Below are 18,845 nucleotides of genomic sequence, written 5' to 3' on the forward strand. Positions count from 1 at the left end.
GCCCCGGTCCGGAACCTGACATCCGGACCGGGGCTCGTCGGTTCTCGGCCACCTGTGGCAGACTCGCGGGCCGGAACACGCCGGTTCGGGGGAGAACAACGCATGTACCCAGGTCAGCAGCCAGGCCCGTACCCACCGCAGGGGCCGTATCAGGGGCAGCAGCCCTACTACCCGCCGCCGCAGCAGGGCCCGTACCCGCCTCAGCAGGGCCACCCGCAACAGCCGCAGCAGCCGTACCAGCCCTATCCACCCGCCCCTCCTCAGTACCAGCAGCAGCCCCAGGCCCCCCAACAGCACCTGGGCGAGGGCGAGATGCGGCTGGACCCCAGCCTCACCCCCGACCAGCGACAGCTGGTGGTGCGCATCCAGCAGCAGGCGAAGACGTACGCGTACGGCTTCGTCCTCGGCATCCCGCTGACCTTCGGCGGCGCCCACTACGGCATCACGCGGACACCGATCGGCTTCGCGGCCACGGCCGTCGGACTGGTCGCCGTGGCCGTCGGTCTCTTCGCCATGACACGGATGCGGGTCCTCAAGCAGCAGCTGCGGCTGATCACCCCGGACGCCTGGCGCTCCCCGGCCGCGCATCTGCCGGGCGCCCGCAAGGCCGCCACCCTCGCCGCGTACCTCAACGGCGTACTCGTCCTGCTGTCCTTCGGCGCCGCCGGCTATCTGCTCTACAAGGGCGCCGGATGGGGCGCGTACGGCAACTCGTTCGGCTTCGGCGCCCTGGTGCTCGGCGCGTTCATCCCGTTCGGCATGGGCATCGCCGCCGCCACGACGATCCCGCAGCTGCTGCGGGTGATCCCGGCCGGTGCCAGGGTCGGCCGGAGCCTGTACTCGATCATCATGGTGCTGGCCACCACCGTGCTCGTCGAGGGGATCAAGGGCAAGGCCCCGCTTCCCGCGCTGATCGGCGCCGTGGTGGTCGCGCTCTGCCTCGGCGCGATGACCCTGCTGGGCAGGGCCACCAAGCGGATGCGCGGCGACAGCGTCTGACGGTCGGTCGCCGGTCGCAGGTTACCGGCCGCGGACGCCGAACCCGTACACGGTCTTTGACCGGTACACCCCGCCCGGCCGCAGTTCCGTGCTCGGGAACTCGGGCCGGTTGGGGGAGTCGGGGAAGTGCTGGGTCTCCAGCGCGACGCCGTCGCCGGGGGCGAAGGGGTCGCTCAGGTGCTCCGCGGTGTACAGCTGGAGCCCGGGTTCGGTGGTCGCGACCGTCAGCGTCCGCCCGGAGGACGGGTCGTGCACCTCGGCGACCTCGACGGCGGTCTCCGTGAGCCCCTTGTCGAGCACGAAGTTGTGGTCGTAGCAGGCGCCGATCTTCCGCGCCGTACGGAAGTCGAACCGTGTCCCGTCGACGGCGTCCAGTGCCCCGGTGGGGATCAGGTCGGCGTCCACCGGCGTCAACCGCGAGGCGTCCAGCCGGAGTTCATGGCCGCCCGCGTTGCCCGTACCGGCCAGGTTCCAGTACGTGTGGTTCGTCAGGTTCACCACGGTCGGCGCGTCCGTGACCGCCTCGTACGAGATCCCCAGCGCACCCGCCTCGTCCAGCGTGTACGTCGCCGAGACCTCCAGACGGCCCGGGAAGCCCTCCTCGCCGTGCGGGGAGACCCGGGTGAGGCGCAGCCCGTGATCGACCGGCTCCGCGTCCCACACCCGCTTGTCGAACCCGCGTTCCCCGCCGTGCAGGGAGTTGGGCGGGTTGTTCTGCGCCAGGTGATAGGTGAGGCCGTCGAGGAGGAAGCGGCCGCCGGCGATCCGGTTCGCGTACCGCCCGACCAGCGCCCCGAAGTACGGCCCCGTGTGCGTCAGATAGCCGTCGAGGTCGGAGAACCCCAGCACCACGTCCGCGCGCACCCCGTCCCGGTCCGGGACCTCGACCGACTGGACGATCCCGCCGTACGTCAGGATCCGCACCCGCGCCCCGGCGCGCTCCAGCGTCCAGCGGTGGACCGGGGTGCCGTCGGGAAGAGTGCCGAAGAATTCGCTGTGCATGATCGAAAGCCTAGGCCAAGGAGACGAACGACAAGTACGTCCAGTACGAGGGCCTCCGGCCGGCACGCCGAGAGCACGCACCGGACGCCGCTCCTTGACGGGCAAACGTTGCCTGCCGCGGCACTAGCTCATCGGCTTCGTCGCCGTCACCACCCGATAGGCCATCTCCGCGAGCCGCGCCTGCCCGTCCCTGCTCGGGTGGAACCAGTCCCAGTGGCTCAGCTGGTCCGTGCCGAAGCGGTAGCCGAAGACCGCGCCCCCGTCGAAGCGGCAGTGCTGGTCCTTGGCGCACACCTCCTTCAGGACCTGGTTGTACGCCTCCACCCGGTCCTGCACCGTCGTGCGCCGCCGCATCGCCGCCGTGGTCAGGGAGTCCGCGTCGCTCAGCATCGAGGGGCAGATGCCCAGCTTCCAGATCTGCTTGCCCAACTGGTTGCTCCGCCCCTCGGACCACAGCCGCTTCAGATCCGGCACGCTCGACACGTACACCTGGGTCTTGGGCAGCGCCTCGCGCAGCGTGTCCATGGCGTCCTCGAACTCCGCGCGGAAGTCGGCGACGGAGGTCATCGCCGACACCGACGAGCGGCAGGCGTCGTTCGCGCCCGCCATCACGGTCACCAGCTCCGGCTTGTTCGTGACGGCCTGTGCCATCTGGTCGGGGAGATCCACCATCCGGGCGCCGGTCACCGCGTAGTTCCAGCTGCGCTCGGCGGCCCCGGCCTGCCCGAGCAGCCGTACGGCGAGGCTCTTGACCTTCGTGTCGCTGCCGGTCGCCCAGGACACCTCCGGACAGTCGGACAGCACGGTGCACGCGTCGAAGCCGCGGGTGATGGAGTCCCCGACGGCGGCCATCGACTTCGGGCTGCGGTCCCAGGTGGGGGTCGGCTTCGGGAACGCCTTGGTCGTCCCCCGGGGCGCCGGGGAGTTGTCACCGACGGCGTCGCAGCCGGCGACGGCGACGCCCAGCAGCGCCGCCGACGCGAGGGCGAGGACGGCCCGAGAACGGTGACTCCTGTGACGCATCCCCTGGTCCCCTCGTTCGTCAAGCACGATTACTCAGCACCATTGCCCAGCACCATTGCCCAGCACCCGTGCGACACGGTTGGCCGACACCCCGCAGTACACGACCGGTCGCACCGCGTCCCCTTGGGTGAAACCTCAATGTTTCTAAGCGCTGGGACCGACGGTACGTCACACTCCTTGCGCCGCTGCACGGTAGCCTCGCCACGTGGCCGCCCTGCCACTGCCTTTCCGCTAAGTTACAAGATGTCTCGCTCTGTCCGGAGGCCCCAGTGACGACACGTGGAGTTCTCTACGTGCACTCCGCGCCCCGCGCGCTGTGCCCGCACGTCGAGTGGGCGGTCGCGGGCGTGCTCGGTACCCGCGTCAACCTCGACTGGATCCGGCAGCCCGCCGCGCCGGGCACCTGGAGATCCGAGTTCTCCTGGAAGGGCGAGGTCGGCACCGCCTCCAAGATGGCCTCCGCGCTGCGCGGCTGGCAGATGCTGCGCTTCGAGGTCACCGCCGAGCCCTGCCCCACGGCCGAGGGCGAGCGCTACAGCTGCACCCCCGAACTGGGCATCTTCCACGCCGTCACCGGAATCCACGGCGACATCCTGATCCCCGAGGACCGCCTGCGCGCCGCCCTCCTGCGCTCCCAGCGCGGCGAGAGCGACCTGGAGTCCGACCTCGCCAAGCTCCTGGGCAAGCCCTGGGACGACGAGCTGGAACCCTTCCGCTACGCGGGAGAAGGCGCTCCGGTCCGCTGGCTCCACCAGGTGGTCTGACGGGTTTTTGGACGGCTTCTTCGAGGCGCCCTGTGCAGGAGCGCCCCTTTGGGGGGCGCGGGGAACTGCGCGACCAGCCCTCACCCGCCCCCGACCGACAACCAGATGTGGCCCGGACTCCGACAGGGAGTCCGGGCCACACGCCGGTTCAGTACGACTACGGCCCAATTCAGATCGTACGGAACGCCAGCACCACGTTGTGCCCACCGAACCCGAACGAGTCGTTCAGGGCGGCGATGCGGCCCTCGACAGGCAGCTTGCGGGCCTCCCCGCGCACGATGTCGGCGTTCGCCTCGGCCTCGGGGTCGAGGTTGTCGACGTTGATGGTCGGCGGAGCGATCCGGTTGTACAGCGCCAGCACCGACGCCACCGACTCCACACCCCCCGCGCCACCGAGGAGATGACCGGTCATCGACTTGGTCGCGGAGACCGCCATGTGGTCGGCGTCGTCACCGAAGACCTTGCGCAGCGCCTTCAGTTCCGCCACGTCACCGGCGGGCGTCGAGGTCGCGTGCGCGTTCACGTGCACGATCTCGGCCGGGTCCAGGTCGGTGTTGTCGAGCAGGTTCTGCAGGGCGCGGGAGATGCCACGCCCCTCCGGCTCCGGCTGCACGATGTCGTGGCCGTCGGCGGAGATGCCCTGGCCGACCGCCTCCGCGTATACCCGGGCGCCGCGCCCCGCGGCGTGCTCGGCGGACTCCAGGACGAGGACGCCGGCGCCCTCACCGAGGACGAAGCCGTCACGGGAGACGTCGTAGGGACGCGAGGCGCCCTGCGGGTCGTCGTTGTTCTTGGACATCGCCATCATGTTGCCGAACGCGGCGATGGGCAGCGGGTGGATCGCCGCCTCCGTACCACCGGCGACGACGACGTCGGCGCGCCCGGTGCGGATCATCTCGATGGCGTAGCCGATGGCCTCGGCGCCCGAGGCGCAGGCGGAGACGGGGGTGTGCACGCCGGCGCGGGCGCCGACGAGCAGGCCCACGTTGGCCGACGGGCCGTTCGGCATGAGCATGGGGACGGTGTGCGGGGAGACGCGGCGTACGCCCTTCTCCTTCAGCACGTCGTACTGGTCGAGCAGGGTCGTCACGCCACCGATGCCGGAGGCGATGACGGTGCCGAGCCGGTCCGGGTCGATGGAGGCGTCGTCACCGGCCTTGTCGGTGAAACCGGCGTCGGCCCAGGCTTCCTTGGCGGCGATCAGAGCGAACTGCGCCGAGCGGTCGAGACGGCGGGCCTGCGGGCGGGGGATGACCTCGCCCGGCTCCACGGCGATCTGTGCCGCGATACGGACCGCCTGGTCGGCGGCCCAGTCCTGCTCCAGGGCGCGGACACCGGACTTGCCGGCGACCAGGCCCTCCCAGGTAGAGGCTGCGTCGCCACCCAGCGGTGTGGTTGCGCCGATACCGGTGACGACCACGGTGCGATTGGTCGAGCTCACGGGAATTCTTTCTCCAAATACGAGGATTCAGCGGCGCCACCGCCGGGTGGCGGGGCAACGGACTGATCAGCGGACGGGCCAGGGCGAACCGGGCCCGATCGCTGGATCAGGCCTGGTGCTTGAGGATGTAGTCGGTCGCGTCGCCGACGGTCTTGAGGTTCTTGACGTCGTCGTCCGGGATCTTGACGTCGAAGCGCTCTTCGGCGGCGACGACGACCTCGACCATGGACAGCGAGTCGACGTCCAGGTCGTCGGTGAAGGACTTGTCCAGCTGGACGTCCTCGGTGGGGATCCCGGCGATCTCGTTCACGATCTCGGCGAGACCTTCGACGATCTCTTCCTGAGTGGCGGCCATGTCAGGCGCTCCTTCGGTGTGTATCCAGAGAGGGTTGGCGGTATTCCGTACGGACCGGATGATCCGGCACGGAGTGCCTAGGGGAGGGTAACGACCGTCGCGGCGTACACGAGACCCGCCCCGAAGCCGATGACGAGCGCGGTGTCGCCGCTCTTCGCCTCGCCGGTCGCCAGAAGCCGCTCCATCGCGAGCGGGATCGAGGCGGCCGAGGTGTTGCCGGTGGTGCGTACGTCACGCGCGACCGTGACGTGCTGCGGCAGTTTCAACGTCTTCACCATCGAGTCGATGATCCGCTCGTTGGCCTGGTGGGGAATGAAGACGTCCAGGTCGTCCGCGGTGATTCCGGCCGCGTCCAGCGCCTGCTGGGCGACCTTCGCCATCTCGAACACGGCCCAGCGGAACACCGCCTGGCCCTCCTGCGTGATCGCAGGGAACTTGATCTCGCCCTTGGAGTCGAGGGGAAGCTCCGACACGTCGCCGATGCGGTAACGGTCCCACGGCACGGTCTGCTTGATCGTGCCGGCCTTGTCGCCCTCGCTGCCCCACACGGTCGGGCCGATGTGCGGCTCCTCGGAGGGGCCCACGACGACCGCGCCCGCGCCGTCACCGAACAGGAAGGCCGTCGCACGGTCCTCCAGGTCGGTCAGGTCGGACAGCCGCTCCACGCCGATGACGAGGACGTACTCCGCCGAACCCTCGACGATCATGCCCTTGGCGAGCGTGAGGCCGTAGCCGAAGCCCGCGCAGCCGGCCGAGATGTCGAAGGCGGCGGCCTTCTGTGTGCCGAGCTTGTCGGCGATCTCCGTCGCGACGGCCGGAGTCTGGCTGAAGTGCGAGACGGTCGAGACGACCACGGCGCCGATCTGGTCGGCGTTGATCCCGGCGTCGGCGATGGCCTTGCCGGACGCCTCGATCGACATCGCGGCGACGGTCTCCTCGTCGGAGGCCCAGTGCCGGGTCTCGATGCCGGAGCGCGAGCGGATCCACTCGTCGGAGGAGTCGATCGTCTCGAGGATCACCTCGTTCGGCACGACCCGGACGGGACGGTAGCCGCCCACACCCAGGATCCGCGCGTACGGGGCGCCCTTGCTGGGCCTGATCTTCGACATGCTCTGTCGGCTCCTTAGGCGGAGGCGTGCTCGGCGATGAGCTCGCGAGCCGCGTCGAGGTCGTCGGGGGTCTTCAGCGCCAGGGTCTTCACACCCGGCAGCGCGCGCTTGGCGAGCCCGGTCAGGGTGCCGCCCGGGCAGACCTCGATCAGCGCGGTCGCGCCGAGCTCCTGGAAGGTCTCCATGCACAGGTCCCAGCGGACCGGGTTCGCGACCTGGCCGACCAGTCGCTGCACGACCTCGGAGCCGGTCGTGACGGTCTTGCCGTCCTTGTTCGAGACGTACGCGATCTTCGGGTCCACGGGGCTCAGGGCCTCGGCGGCCCGAGCCAGCGTCTCGACCGCGGGCGCCATGTGGTGCGTGTGGAACGCGCCGGCGACCTTCAGGGCCACCACGCGGCGGACGCCCTCGGGCTTGTCCGCCTCTAGGGCGGCCAGCTGCTCCAGCGTGCCGGCGGCCACGATCTGGCCCGCGCCGTTCACGTTCGCCGGAGTCAGACCGAGCTTCTCCAGGTGCGGGACCGTGGTCTCGGGGTCCCCGCCGAGCAGCGCCGACATACCGGTCTCGGTGATCGCGGCTGCCTCGGCCATCGCCAGACCCCGGGTGCGCACGAGCTTCAGCGCGGCCGTGGCGTCGAGCACGCCCGCGAACGCGGCGGCGGTGATCTCACCGACGCTGTGACCGGCGACGGCACCGGGGCCGAGGTCGGCGACGTCACCGAGCGCGGCGGCGGAGAGGAGACCGGCCGCGACCAGGAGCGGCTGCGCGACAGCCGTGTCCCGGATCTCGTCCGCGTCTGCCTGCGTGCCGTAGCGGGCAAGGTCGAGCCCGATGGCGTCCGACCACGCGGCGAGGCGGTCGGCGGCACCGGGGAGATCGAGCCAAGGGGTCAGGAAGCCAGGCGTCTGAGCGCCCTGGCCGGGAGCGACGAGTACGAGCACTCTCACACTCTCTCTTGTGGACGGCCACGGCCGCCCGTGGGGACAGGGACGAAGAACACGAAGGGGAATTGTAGAGCCCCGACAAAAGCCTAGGTTTGAGGATCCCCATCGGCCAGACGCCCCAGGATCAACGCGATCCGTAGTGTGAAGGCGGATCGTACATCCGAAGGCGACCAACCGGTGACGTCAGTCACACGTCGGAGCCGGTAGCGCACGGTGTTGGGGTGAACGAAGAGCATCCGGGCCGCGCCTTCGAGACTGCTCGCCTGTTCCAGATAGACACTGAGCGTTTCCAGCAGCGCGGAGCCGGCCTCCTCGAGCGGTCTGTAGATCTCCTCCACCAGTTGCTCGCGGGCCGAGGGGTCCGAGGCGATCGCGCGCTCCGGCAGCAGATCGTCCGCCAGAACCGGGCGCGGGGCGTCCTGCCAGGCAAAACACGCCTTCAGCCCGGCTGCGGCGGCCTGCGCGGAGCGGGTCGCGGCGAGCAGATCGGGCACGATCGGCCCCGCGACGACGGGCCCGGCGGCATACGGCCCGATCAACGACTTCGCGACCCCGAGCGGATTGTTGTTACCCCCCGCGATGACCACGAGCCGGTCCCCGAGCACACCGGTGAGCACCTGCAGCTTGGCGTGCCGTGCCGCCCGCCGGATCGCCTCGACCGTCAGCTCGCTGTCACCGTCGGGCGCCGTACCCAGCACCACGCAGACATGTTCGGGCGAGTTCCACCCGAGGGCGGCGGCCCGGCTGACGGCACCCTCGTCGGCCTCGCCGGAGAGCACGGCGTTCACGACGAGCGATTCGAGGCGGGCGTCCCAGGCGCCCCGCGCCTCGGCGGCCTGCGCGTACACCTGGGCGGTGGCGAAGGCGATCTCCCGGGCGTACACGAGCAGCGCCTCGCGCAGTACGGACTCGTCTCCCGGGGCGGCGACCTCGTCGATCGCGCTCTCCATGACCTCGATGGTCGTCCGCACCATCTCCACGGTCTGCCGCAGGGTGATCGCCCTGGTCAGCTCGCGTGGCGCGGTCCCGAACACATCGGTGGAGATGGCCTGCGGGGCGTTCGGGTGCCGGAACCACTCGGTGAAGGCGGCGATACCGGCCTGAGCGACGAGCCCGATCCAGGAACGGTTCTCCGGTGGCATGGCCCGGTACCACGGCAGCGTCTCGTCCATCCGCGCGATGGCCTGGGCGGCGAGACTGCCGGAGGACTTCTCCAGCCGCTTCAGGGTCGCTGAGTGCGCGTGGATGTCGTGCGCTGGGCGCTCGGTGTTGCTGGATTCGGGTTCGGGCACGGGACAAGACTGCCTTATCAGGACGCAGACGTGCGGCGGCGGGTCGCAAGTAGGCGGGGGGAGGGCCTGGGGCGGGTCTACGGTGTCCGTTGTGACGGACGTACGGCGACGACGGCGGAACGAGCGGATCTGATGGACGTACGGCGCGACGACGAGCGCTACCACGGAGGTGACCCGGACGCCGGGATCACCTCCTTCCACGCCTTCTCCTTCGGACCGCACTACGACCCCGACAACCTCCGCTTCGGTGCGGTGATCGCCTGCAACGAGGAGTGGCTCGCGCCCGGCGCCGGCTTCGACGAGCACCCGCACAGCCACACCGAGATCGTCACGTGGGTGGTGGAGGGGGAGCTGACCCATCGCGACTCGGCGGGCCACGAGTCGGTGGTCCGCCCCGGAGACGTCCAGCGCCTCAGCTCCGCGGGGGGCGTCCGCCACGTGGAACGCAACGACGGCTCGGTCCCCCTCGTCTTCGTCCAGATGTGGCTGGCCCCGCTGTCACCCGGCGGCGAACCGTCCTACGAGGTCGTCCACGGCATCGCGGACTCCACGCCGTACGCCGTCCCCGAGGCCGGGGCGATGCTCCACGTGCGCCGCCTGGCGGCAGGCGAACGCACGGCGGTGCCGGATGCCGGGTTCGTGTACGTCCATGTCGTACGGGGCGAAGTACTCCTGGACGGAGAGGAACTGGGTCCCGGTGACGCGGCCCGCATCACCGACGCCAAGGACCTGGAAGCGGTGGCGGGAGCCCCCGCGGAACTATTGCTGTGGGAGATGACCCCCACGATCTGACCCCGGACAGTTCTTCGGCCACGGGCCGGTGGGGCCTGGTCGCGCAGTTCCCCGCGCCCCTGGAGGCCTCGGGGCGTCCGGCGTTTGAGGATGAGGCCGGAGGCCGATGCCCCACTCGTCCCGGGCGGTGTCTTTCAGCCTGTCCGGCGTTTGAGGACGAGGCCGTTCAGGCCGTTGGGGGTTTGGGGGCGGAGCCCCCGGGTGGGGATGGGACGGGTAGGGGCGGCGGGGGCGAGAAAAACGGTGGGATCAGCCTCGTAGGGCTGTCAGTACGGCGTCCGTGAACGGCGTCCACGCACCCGCCGCCCAGGGCCCGAACGCCCGATCCGTGAGGGCGACGCACCCCGCACCCGCCACCGGGTCGATCCACAGGAACGTACCGGACTGCCCGAAGTGACCGAAGGTCCCGGGGGAGGAGGAAACCCCCGTCCAGTGGGGGGACTTGGAGTCGCGGATCTCGAAGCCGAGCCCCCAGTCGTTGGGGTTCTGGTGGCCGTACCCGGGCAGCACCCCCTTCGTACCGGGGTACTGGACGGTCATGGCCTCCACGACCGTACGCGGATCGAGCAGCCGCGGCACCTGCACCTCGGCCACGAAACGCACCAGGTCCGCCACCGTCGACACCCCGTCCTTCGCGGGCGAGCCGTCCAGCGACGTCCTCGTCATCCCCAGCGGCTCCAGCACCGCCTGCCGCAGATACTCCCCGAAGGGAATGTCGGTCGCCTTGGCGACATGGTCCCCGAGCACCTCGAACCCGGCGTTGGAGTACAACCGCCGCTCCCCAGGCGCGGCTGTCACCCGGTGCTCGTCGAACGCGAGCCCGGAGGTGTGCGCGAGGAGATGACGAACCGTCGAACCGGCCGGCCCGGCAGGCTCGTCGAGCTCGATCGCCCCCTCCTCGTACGCGACGAGCGCGGCGTACGCGGCCAGCGGCTTGGTGACCGAGGCGAGGGCGAAACGGTGATCGACAAGGCCGTGCGACCCGAGCACCGCCCCGTCCGCGCGGACGACGGCCGCGGCCGCCGTGGGAACGGGCCAGTTCTCGATCGACGCCAGGCTGCTCTGCAAAGACATGCCTACGAGCCTAAGCGGCTCACAGCTGCAGCCGCATCGACGGGTCGGGCTTGCGGACGAATCCGAGCGAGGCGTACAGCGGCTCGGCCGCGGCGGACGCGTTGAGATCGACCTGGGGGACGTTCCGCTCGCGGAACCAGTCGAGGAGCGTTTCCATGCACGCCCGCGCGTACCCCCGCCGCCGCGCGTCCGGATCGGTCGCGACGCTGAAGACGTGCCCGACCGCGCCCTGCGGATTGCCCGCACGCCCGATCCGGTACTCGATCGTCCCCGCGACGAGCGCCGCGAGAGCGCCGGGCCGGTCGGGATCGTCGACGACGAAGGCCGCGAAGTCCCCGTCGGGGTCGGCGAGCCTGCCGCGTACGGTCGGGAGGGACCGGGCGTGCCACTCGGTGGACGAGGGGCCGGCGGAGGCGAAGACCGAGTCGATCATCACCTGGCGCAGGCGCAGCACTTCCTCGGCGTCCGCGGGCACGGCACGGCGTACGAGACTCATGATCCGCACGGTAGCCAGGGTGCCCCGCGCACGTCTCCGTAATTTCGGCGGGCGTCCGTCGGACGGTGCCGTACGGGTTCTCACCCGAATCCGCTTGCTTCGAGTGCACTCGAAGGTTTTAGCGTGGAGGTCATGACGGTGATGGAGACCACGGCCGAGGGCGCCGAGACCGGCACCAGTACGCGCACCCGGGACTGCGCCGCCCCGCCCCACCGGCACCGGCGCCCGGACGGCCAGGACAACTACACGATCAGCGAGGTCGTCGCCTTCACCGGCCTCACCGCGCACACCCTGCGCTGGTACGAGCGGATCGGGCTGATGCCGCACATCGACCGCTCGCACACCGGCCAGCGCCGCTACAGCAACCGCGACCTGGACTGGCTCGACCTCGTCGGCAAGCTACGGCTGACCGGTATGCCGGTCGCCGACATGGTCCGGTACGCGGAGCTGGTGCGCGCGGGGGACGACACCTACCTCGCGCGCTTCGAGCTCCTGGAGGCGACCCGCCGCGACGTCAAGGCGCGGATCGCCGAACTCCAGGACACCCTGGCGGTTCTCGACCACAAGATCAGTTTCTATGCGGACGCCGGGCGTGCCCTGGCGTCGGAGAGGTCCCGATGACGGACAGCAGGATCGCGAACGTGGCACTGGGCACCGGCGGCCCCGAGGTCGGAGTGCAGGGCCTCGGCTGCATGGGCATGAGCTTCGCGTACGGGCCCACGGACGCCGACGAGGCCCGGGCCACCCTGGAACGGGCGCTGGAACTCGGCGTCACGCTCTTCGACACGGCGGACGTGTACGGCCTGGGGGAGAACGAGAAGTTCATCTCGCCCTTCATCAAGGCGCACCGCGACGAGGTGGTCCTCGCCACGAAGTTCGGCATCTTCCGTGATCCCGCCGAGCCGACGAAGCGGGTCATCCGCAACGACACGCCGTACATCCGCCAGGCGGTCGAGGGGAGCCTGCGGCGGCTGGACGTCGAGGTGATCGACCTCTACTACATGCACCGCCGTGACGTGAACATTCCCATCGAGGAGACCGTCGCCGCGATGGCCGAGCTGGTGCGCGAGGGCAAGGTCAAGCACCTCGGGCTGAGCGAGGTCACCGGCGGGGAGCTGCGCGCCGCGCACGCCGTGCACCCGATCACGGCGCTGCAGTCGGAGTGGTCGCTGTTCAGCCGGGACATCGAGGCGGGCGTGGTGCCGGCGGTCCGTGAGCTGGGCGTCGCCCTGGTGCCGTACTCGCCGCTCGGGCGCGGTTTCCTCACCGGTTCGTTCGTCGACGCCGACCAGGATCTGACCTCGGACGACTTCCGCCGTACGATGCCGCGCTTCACCGGCGACAACGCGGCCGCCAACGCCGCGCTGCTGGAGCCGGTGCGTGCGGTCGCCCAGGCGCACGGGGCGTCGCTGGGACAGATCGCGCTGGCCTGGGTGCAGCAGCAGGCGTCGTTGCTCGGGTTGCCGGTGGTGCCGATCCCGGGCACGCGCAGGCGCAGCCGGGTCGAGGAGAACACCGCGGCCACACGGATTGTCCTGACGGAGGACGAGTTGGCGGTGCTGGAGCCGATCGCCTCGAAGGTGGCGGGGGAGCGGTACGCGGACATGTCGTTCTCGTCGGCGGGGCGGGAGTAGAGCCGCGCCGCGCAGCCGACGTCAGAGCTCGGCCAGCAGTTCCGCCTTCTTCGTCGTGAACTCCTCGTCCGTGACCAGGCCCGCCTGGTGGAGTTCGCCGAGGTGGCGGATGCGGTCGGCGATGTCGGCCGGGTCGCGGCGGGGAGCCGCGGCCGCGGTCACCGGGGCGGGACCCGAGGCCCGTACGGCCGCGAGGACCGACGCGGCGAACGGGAGGGACTCGTGGACGGGGCCGTAACCGAGGCCGAAGACGACGGCCGCCGGGTCCTGGTCCGCCTGGGCGGGCTGTGCGGCGGCGGGCTCGCGCCGCAGTAGCCGCAGATGGCCCTCGAAGACCTCGGGGGAGCGCCACTCGACCCCGCTGAGGCCGGTGACCGGGAAGCTCTGGTCGCCGGCCTTCCACTTGGCGGAGGACGCGCCCGTCCAGAACCAGCGGAAGGACACCGCCCTGCCGTCGAAGGAGGCCTTCCCGTCGTACGCCTTGAAGTGGAGCGGCGCCTCGGGCGGCGCTACGAGGTAGCGCTCGGGCGGTTCGGCGTCCTCGGTGAGCGCGGCGCGCAGTTCGTCCGCGTAGTACTCGGCGAGGGTCTCCCGGTCGGCCGGCAGCACCAGCCGATAGGGGTCGCCGCCTTCCTTCAGCTGTCCCGCGGCCGCCTCCATCAGCGGATCGGCGCCCGCTCGCGGCACGGCGTGCAGGACGACCGTTCCGCGCTTGCCCGGCGTCAGTGTGACCCCCGCTATCGCCTCCAGGGGGATACGCCTTTCGCCGAGCGCCTGGAACAGCTTCGGCGAACGGATCCCCCGTTCGAAGCGGATGAGCACGGAGTCGGACTCGAACTCCCAGGCGGCATGAAATCCGGCCAGTACGTCACCCATGCGGGCCATCGTAAGCGGCTCGCACGTCTGCGTCGCCTCCCCGGGCGGACCGCAGTTCTTCGTCCTCTACGCGCGTCCCGCCGCCGGGGCGTCGGACAAACCCTCTCGGCACGCGTCATCCTCGTGTGCGCACTGCACCGCCTGGTACGCGCCAATGCCGATCTCGGCGAAGTTGCGCAGGCTCTCGGTGCCCGGCTCGAAATAGCCTCCGTGGCCGTTCGCGCCCCGCGCGGACAGCACCCGGGCCCCGAACGCCTTCGACACCGGGTCGGCGCCGTGTCCGAGCCCGCCGAATTCGAGGTAGGGCACGTCCTGGATCCAGTCACCGGAGTCCCGCATCGCCCAGACCCGGGCGGTGGTGTGCAGCGAGGACGCCTTCTGGGCCCGCATGCCGGGGCTGCCGGCGACCGCTATGTCGGAGACCCGGGAGGGCATGGTGCGGGCGGCGAGGCCGCACAGCACGGAGCCGTAGCTGTGGCAGTAGAGCGCGACGGGCGCACGGCCGGGCAGGGCGCGCAGCAGCGCGTTCAGCCGGATCGCGCCCTCCTCGGCGCGGCTGCCGGTGGCGGCGTCCACGCCGAGTCCGCTGGGCGCGGTGTAGTCGGCCCAGGCGATCACGGCCGTACGGGCCTGGGGGGCGGCGGCGTGCTCGGCCCCGTACAGGGCCTGCGCCATGCCGACCGGCGCCGAGTACTTCTTGTTGGTGCGCTGGAACGTGAGCAGATCGGTGTCGACGCCTGGCACCACGATGGAGATCCGCTCGGCCCGTTCGAGGTTTCCGAAGACTTCCGCTACCCGGCCGGAACCCATGGGGTCGAAGGCGAGGAAATCGCGCCCCTTCTGCAGCATCGCCTCGTAGCGGTGCATGCGGCGCCCGGCCTGCTGCTGTCCCAGGGACGAGAGCCGGTTGTCGTGCATGCGCTGCTTCTCGACCTTGCGCTGCTGGTCGATGGCGACGCGGTTGGCCTCGTAGCGCAGGGTCACGGGCGCGCCGTTCATGTTGCCGACCGCGAGTGGATAGCGGTGGGCGAGACCGGTGCGCTCGCGGGCGTCGAGGGACGCGAAGAAGCGAGCGAGGCGGCTCGGCGTGGAGTCAGGGTCGGGCAGTCGCTGTCCGGCGATGCTGCCGTGCTCCCACGCGGAGCGGGACGCCTGGAGAGGGGCTGCCCCTCGATGGCCCTGGAGTGCGGTCCAGCCACTGGTGGCCAGCATCACGAACACCACGGCCAGCGCGAGCAGTGCGCGCCAGACGTTCAGTTGGGGGGATGTGTCGAAGGAAGTCACTGAGAGGACACCCTAGGAGAAGGTTGGCGCCTCCCGTTAAACGAGTGACTGGTATCACGTTTCTCGCAGGGTAATTGGGGCAAACCGGGTTCAGTTTCAGATAAATAGTGACGCTGTGTGCCCGGAGTTGATCGTTCCGTACGTCGTTCCGCGCGTCATTCCGTGCGTCGCTCCACGCGTCGTTCCGCACGCCGTTGCGTGCGTCACTCCACACGTCACTTCGTCACTCCGTGCGCCACTTCTCCGCCAACGCGGGCCCCACCTGGTCGAGGTAAGCGGTGGTCAACTCGCGGATCGCCGGGATGCTGTGGTCGGCCCCCTCGCTCCACAGACGGCCCGTGATGCGCATCACTCCGCCGAACACGGCCACCGCGACGCGCGGTCTCGGGTCCGCGTCCACGTCGAGTCCCTCGCGCTCGGCGATGACCCGCGCGATCTCCTCCTCCAGTTCCGCGGAGCGGCGCAGATAGGCGGCCAAGAGGGCGGGCGTCGACTCGATCAACTGGTAGGCGCGCATGTGCAGTTCGAGCGGTACGACGGACTCGACCGCCTCGCCGATGGTGTCCCAGCCCTCCAGGACGGCGCGGCGCAGCGCCTCCAACGGGGCTTCCTGGGACGGGCGTTCGCGTACGGCGGCGAGGAAGCGCGCCTCGGCGACCCCCTGGGTGAACAGGGCGACCTCCTCCTTGCCCGCGAAGTACCGGAAGAAGGTGCGCTGCGAGACGTCGACGGCCTCCGCGATCTCGTCGACGGTCGTCCGTTCGTAACCCTGGGTGGTGAACAGTTCGAGGGCGGCCCGCAGCAGCGCCTCCCGGGTGCGCTGCTTCTTGCGCTCGCGCAGGCCCGCCCCGGGCGACGTCTGGGCGGCTGTCGTCTCCATGTGGTCCTCTTCTGTTCTTCCAGCCCAGATCAGCGTACTGGTGGGTGACGTGACAGTTACCGACTTGTGAATTGGTTTGTCAATTGTCAGTGGCTGTCACTAGCCTCGAAGGTATGACTAGTCAGACCACCATCGACACGACGGGTTCGGGGGACAAGGCTCCGGTCACTCCGTCGGACAAGGCGCCGTCCGACGGGCTGCGCGGCCATCCGTGGTTCACCCTGTTCACCGTCGCCGTCGGCGTCATGATGGTCGCCCTGGACGGCACCATCGTGGCCATCGCCAACCCGGCCATCCAGAAGGACCTGGACGCGAGCTTCGCCGACGTCCAGTGGATCACCAACGGCTACTTCCTCGCGCTCGCGGTCACCCTGATCACCGCGGGCAAGCTCGGTGACCGCTTCGGCCACCGCCAGACCTTCCTCATCGGTGTGGTCGGTTTCGCCGCGGCCTCCGGCGCGATCGGCTTCTCCAGCAGCATCGCCCTGGTCGTCACCTTCCGCGTCTTCCAGGGCCTGTTCGGCGCGCTGCTGATGCCGGCCGCGCTCGGCCTGCTGCGGGCCACCTTCCCGGCCGAGAAGCTGAACATGGCGATCGGCATCTGGGGCATGGTCATCGGCGCCTCCACCGCGGGCGGCCCGATCCTCGGCGGTCTGCTGGTCCAGCACGTCAGCTGGCAGTCGGTGTTCTTCATCAACGTGCCGGTGGGCATCATCGCGCTGGTCCTCGGCCTGATGATCCTTCTCGACCACCGCGCCGAGAACGCCCCCCGCTCCTTCGACGTCCTGGGCATCGCGCTGCTCTCCGGCGCCATGTTCTGCCTGGTCTGGGCGCTCATCAAGGCCCCGACCTGGGGCTGGGGTGACGGCCTGACCTGGACGTTCCTGGGTGCCTCGGCACTCGGCTTCGTGCTCTTCGCCCTGTGGGAGAAGCGGGTCGAGGAGCCGCTGATCCCGCTGGGACTGTTCCGCTCCGTACCGCTGTCGGCCGGCGTGGTCCTCATGGTGCTGATGGCCATCGCCTTCCTGGGCGGCCTCTTCTTCGTCACGTTCTACTTGCAGAACGTGCACGGCATGAGCCCGGTCGACGCGGGTCTGCACCTCCTCCCGCTCACCGGAATGATGATCGTGGGCTCACCGCTGGCCGGTGCCCTGATCACCAAGACGGGCCCGCGCATCCCGCTGGCGGGCGGCATGGCCCTCACCGCGATCTCCATGTACGGCATGTCCACGCTGGACACGGGCACCAGCGGCGCCGTCATGTCGCTCTGGTTCGCCGGTCTCGGTCTCGGCCTCGCGCCGGTCATGGTCGGCGCCACCGAGGTCATCGTGGGCAACGCGCCGATGGAGCTCTCCGGCGTGGCCGGCGGTCTCCAGCAGGCCGCGATGCAGATCGGCGGCAGCCTCGGTACGGCCGTGCTGGGCGCCGTGATGGCCTCCAAGGTCGACGGCGACCTCGCGGGCAACTGGGCCGACGCCAAGCTGCCGCCGCTCACCCCGGCCCAGCTCGACCAGGCCTCCGAAGCCGTCCAGGTCGGCGCCGCACCGGTCGCCCCGGGCACCCCGGCCGCACTCGCCGAGAAGATCACGACCGTCGCCCACGACACGTTCATCTCCGGCATGAGCCTGGCCTGCCTGGTCGCCGCCGGGGTCGCCGTCGTGGCGGTCTTCGTCGCGCTCCTCACCAAGCGGGGCGAGAACGCCGAGGCGGCGGGGGCGGGCGCCGGCCATATCTGAGTCCGGGCGTCCGACCAGCCCTTTTTTGTACAGGTTTCACCTATCCGGGTGACACCGTCGAAGATCCCTCCCACCCGGCAGCCGTCGCACGTCACAGTGGGTCAACTCCTCCGCACGACATGGGAGGACCACCGGAACTGCGGCGCGCTGCCGGAGGGGGGCAGCGCGCCCGCAGTCGGAAGACGCGGGAGCGCCCCTTCATGGGGCGCCCCTGAAGGGGCGCGGGGAACCGCGCGCCCAGCCACGACGGACCCGCACCCGACAACGAGCCCCCGCGCGCTAGCGCGAACGCTCCTCCGCACCCCCCGGCACCGGGTGCCGACCCCCACCGGCCAGCGCAGCCACCTCCGCACGGAGCGCCCGCACTTCCTCCGTGAGCGACTCGATCGCCGCCGTCTGCCGCCGCTCCTCCACATCGTCCTTCTCGAACCGCGAGATGAACCACGCGGCGATGTTCGCGGTCACGACACCGAGCAGCGCGATCCCGGAGAGCATCAGCCCGACCGCGATCATCCGGCCGAGACCGGTGGTCGGCGCGTGATCCCCGTACCCCACCGTCGTCATCGTGGTGAACGACCACCACACGGCGTCACCCAGCGTCTTGATGTTCCCGTTCGGCGACTCCCGCTCCACCGACAGCACCGCGAGCGAGCCGAACATCAGCAGTCCGACGACCGCGCCCCCGACATAGGTGGTCAGCCGGATCTGCTGATCCATCCGAGCCCGCCGCCCGACGAGCGTGAGCGTCGCGACGAGCCGCAGCAGCCGCAGCGGCTGGAGGATCGGCAGGATCACCGCGCACAGGTCCATCCAGTGCGTACGGACGAAGTCCTTGCGGTCCCGGACGAGTATGAGGCGCACGAGATAGTCGGTGGCGAACGCGCCCCACACCGTCCACTCCACGGCCGTGCACGCGCCCGTCAGGCCACGGCTCGCGTCGCTGTCCACGATCGGCACGGCATAGGCGACGGCGAAGGCCACCGCGAGTCCCAGCAGGGGCCGCTGCGTGCGCTGCTCCCAACGGACCTGCACCGATTGCTCGTTCATGTCCGCATCGTAGGTGCCCACAGCACACGTCACGCGGCACACGTAAGGGGCGCGGGAAACTGGGTGTCCCAGCTCCCCGCGCCCCCTCGGACTGCAC

The 18,845-nt window shown here is 70.3% G+C and carries 19 protein-coding genes; 6 read left to right on the top strand and 13 right to left on the bottom strand.

All coding sequences use genetic code 11. The annotated features are described in order from the left end of the window. Positions 1-102 precede the first annotated feature (102 nt). Complete coding sequence (locus tag ACIQTP_RS03990; RefSeq protein ID WP_403395960.1) at positions 103-999, top strand: hypothetical protein; 897 nt, start codon at positions 103-105, stop codon at positions 997-999. 21 nt (positions 1,000-1,020) lie between these two features. On the opposite strand, the gene ACIQTP_RS03995 is transcribed toward ACIQTP_RS03990, so the two are convergent. After that, on the bottom strand, positions 1,021-2,001 hold the full coding sequence (locus ACIQTP_RS03995) for an aldose epimerase family protein (protein WP_403395962.1): 981 nt from the start codon (positions 1,999-2,001) through the stop codon (positions 1,021-1,023). A gap of 123 nt (positions 2,002-2,124) precedes the next feature. After that, positions 2,125-3,024: an SGNH/GDSL hydrolase family protein gene (locus tag ACIQTP_RS04000; protein ID WP_403395964.1), complete on the bottom strand. Its 900-nt coding sequence runs from the start codon at positions 3,022-3,024 to the stop codon at positions 2,125-2,127. 269 nt (positions 3,025-3,293) lie between these two features. Between ACIQTP_RS04000 and ACIQTP_RS04005 the strand changes: the two genes are divergently transcribed. Beyond that, on the top strand, positions 3,294-3,788 hold the full coding sequence (locus ACIQTP_RS04005; RefSeq protein ID WP_402036662.1) for a DUF3145 domain-containing protein: 495 nt from the start codon (positions 3,294-3,296) through the stop codon (positions 3,786-3,788). A 169-nt stretch (positions 3,789-3,957) separates the two neighbouring features. Here the strand turns inward: ACIQTP_RS04005 and fabF are convergent, their stop codons facing one another. The 5 genes from fabF to fasR form a co-directional block, all read right to left on the bottom strand. Continuing rightward, entirely contained in the window at positions 3,958-5,229 is a 1,272-nt protein-coding gene (gene fabF / locus ACIQTP_RS04010) for a beta-ketoacyl-ACP synthase II (protein ID WP_403395966.1), read from the bottom strand. A gap of 106 nt (positions 5,230-5,335) precedes the next feature. Then, on the bottom strand, positions 5,336-5,584 hold the full coding sequence (locus ACIQTP_RS04015; RefSeq protein ID WP_028800941.1) for an acyl carrier protein: 249 nt from the start codon (positions 5,582-5,584) through the stop codon (positions 5,336-5,338). 77 nt (positions 5,585-5,661) lie between these two features. Beyond that, entirely contained in the window at positions 5,662-6,693 is a 1,032-nt protein-coding gene (locus ACIQTP_RS04020) for a ketoacyl-ACP synthase III (protein ID WP_403395968.1), read from the bottom strand. Between the two features lie 14 nt (positions 6,694-6,707). Further along, positions 6,708-7,634: an ACP S-malonyltransferase gene (locus ACIQTP_RS04025; RefSeq protein WP_403395970.1), complete on the bottom strand. Its 927-nt coding sequence runs from the start codon at positions 7,632-7,634 to the stop codon at positions 6,708-6,710. An 89-nt stretch (positions 7,635-7,723) separates the two neighbouring features. After that, entirely contained in the window at positions 7,724-8,929 is a 1,206-nt protein-coding gene (gene fasR / locus ACIQTP_RS04030) for a fatty acid biosynthesis transcriptional regulator FasR (protein ID WP_067369466.1), read from the bottom strand. Between the two features lie 132 nt (positions 8,930-9,061). Between fasR and ACIQTP_RS04035 the strand changes: the two genes are divergently transcribed. Further along, positions 9,062-9,721 (top strand): pirin family protein, encoded by a 660-nt coding sequence (locus ACIQTP_RS04035; protein ID WP_403395971.1) that lies wholly within the window; start codon positions 9,062-9,064, stop codon positions 9,719-9,721. Between the two features lie 249 nt (positions 9,722-9,970). On the opposite strand, the gene ACIQTP_RS04040 is transcribed toward ACIQTP_RS04035, so the two are convergent. Both ACIQTP_RS04040 and ACIQTP_RS04045 read right to left on the bottom strand, forming a co-directional pair. Continuing rightward, on the bottom strand, positions 9,971-10,795 hold the full coding sequence (locus ACIQTP_RS04040; RefSeq protein ID WP_403395973.1) for a serine hydrolase domain-containing protein: 825 nt from the start codon (positions 10,793-10,795) through the stop codon (positions 9,971-9,973). Between the two features lie 19 nt (positions 10,796-10,814). Next, positions 10,815-11,291 (bottom strand): GNAT family N-acetyltransferase, encoded by a 477-nt coding sequence (locus ACIQTP_RS04045; protein WP_403395976.1) that lies wholly within the window; start codon positions 11,289-11,291, stop codon positions 10,815-10,817. Positions 11,292-11,423: 132 nt separating this feature from the next. Here ACIQTP_RS04045 and ACIQTP_RS04050 point away from each other — a divergent pair, with 132 nt between their 5' ends. Further along, positions 11,424-11,912, top strand: coding sequence for a MerR family transcriptional regulator (locus ACIQTP_RS04050; RefSeq protein WP_402036678.1), 489 nt, complete (start codon positions 11,424-11,426; stop codon positions 11,910-11,912). After that, positions 11,909-12,925, top strand: coding sequence for an aldo/keto reductase (locus ACIQTP_RS04055; RefSeq protein ID WP_403395980.1), 1,017 nt, complete (start codon positions 11,909-11,911; stop codon positions 12,923-12,925). Before ACIQTP_RS04050 ends, ACIQTP_RS04055 begins: the two co-directional genes overlap by 4 nt. Before the next feature lie 21 nt (positions 12,926-12,946). On the opposite strand, the gene ACIQTP_RS04060 is transcribed toward ACIQTP_RS04055, so the two are convergent. From ACIQTP_RS04060 to ACIQTP_RS04070, 3 genes are all read right to left on the bottom strand, one after another. Continuing rightward, positions 12,947-13,801 (bottom strand): DUF4429 domain-containing protein, encoded by an 855-nt coding sequence (locus tag ACIQTP_RS04060; protein WP_403395982.1) that lies wholly within the window; start codon positions 13,799-13,801, stop codon positions 12,947-12,949. 66 nt (positions 13,802-13,867) lie between these two features. Further along, positions 13,868-15,085: an alpha/beta hydrolase gene (locus ACIQTP_RS04065; protein ID WP_403395985.1), complete on the bottom strand. Its 1,218-nt coding sequence runs from the start codon at positions 15,083-15,085 to the stop codon at positions 13,868-13,870. Positions 15,086-15,308: 223 nt separating this feature from the next. Beyond that, a complete protein-coding gene (locus ACIQTP_RS04070) occupies positions 15,309-15,965 on the bottom strand; it encodes a TetR family transcriptional regulator (protein WP_403395988.1) in 657 nt (218 codons plus the stop codon). Between the two features lie 113 nt (positions 15,966-16,078). On the opposite strand from ACIQTP_RS04070, the gene ACIQTP_RS04075 reads away from it, so the two are divergent. Continuing rightward, a complete protein-coding gene (locus tag ACIQTP_RS04075) occupies positions 16,079-17,701 on the top strand; it encodes an MFS transporter (protein WP_403395991.1) in 1,623 nt (540 codons plus the stop codon). Between the two features lie 279 nt (positions 17,702-17,980). Here the strand turns inward: ACIQTP_RS04075 and ACIQTP_RS04080 are convergent, their stop codons facing one another. After that, complete coding sequence (locus ACIQTP_RS04080; protein WP_403395994.1) at positions 17,981-18,748, bottom strand: potassium channel family protein; 768 nt, start codon at positions 18,746-18,748, stop codon at positions 17,981-17,983. Between the last annotated feature and the right edge of the window lie 97 nt (positions 18,749-18,845).

Origin of the sequence: Streptomyces sp. NPDC090798 (assembly GCF_044768965.1) — a bacterium.
Taxonomy (GTDB): Bacteria; Actinomycetota; Actinomycetes; order Streptomycetales; family Streptomycetaceae; genus Streptomyces.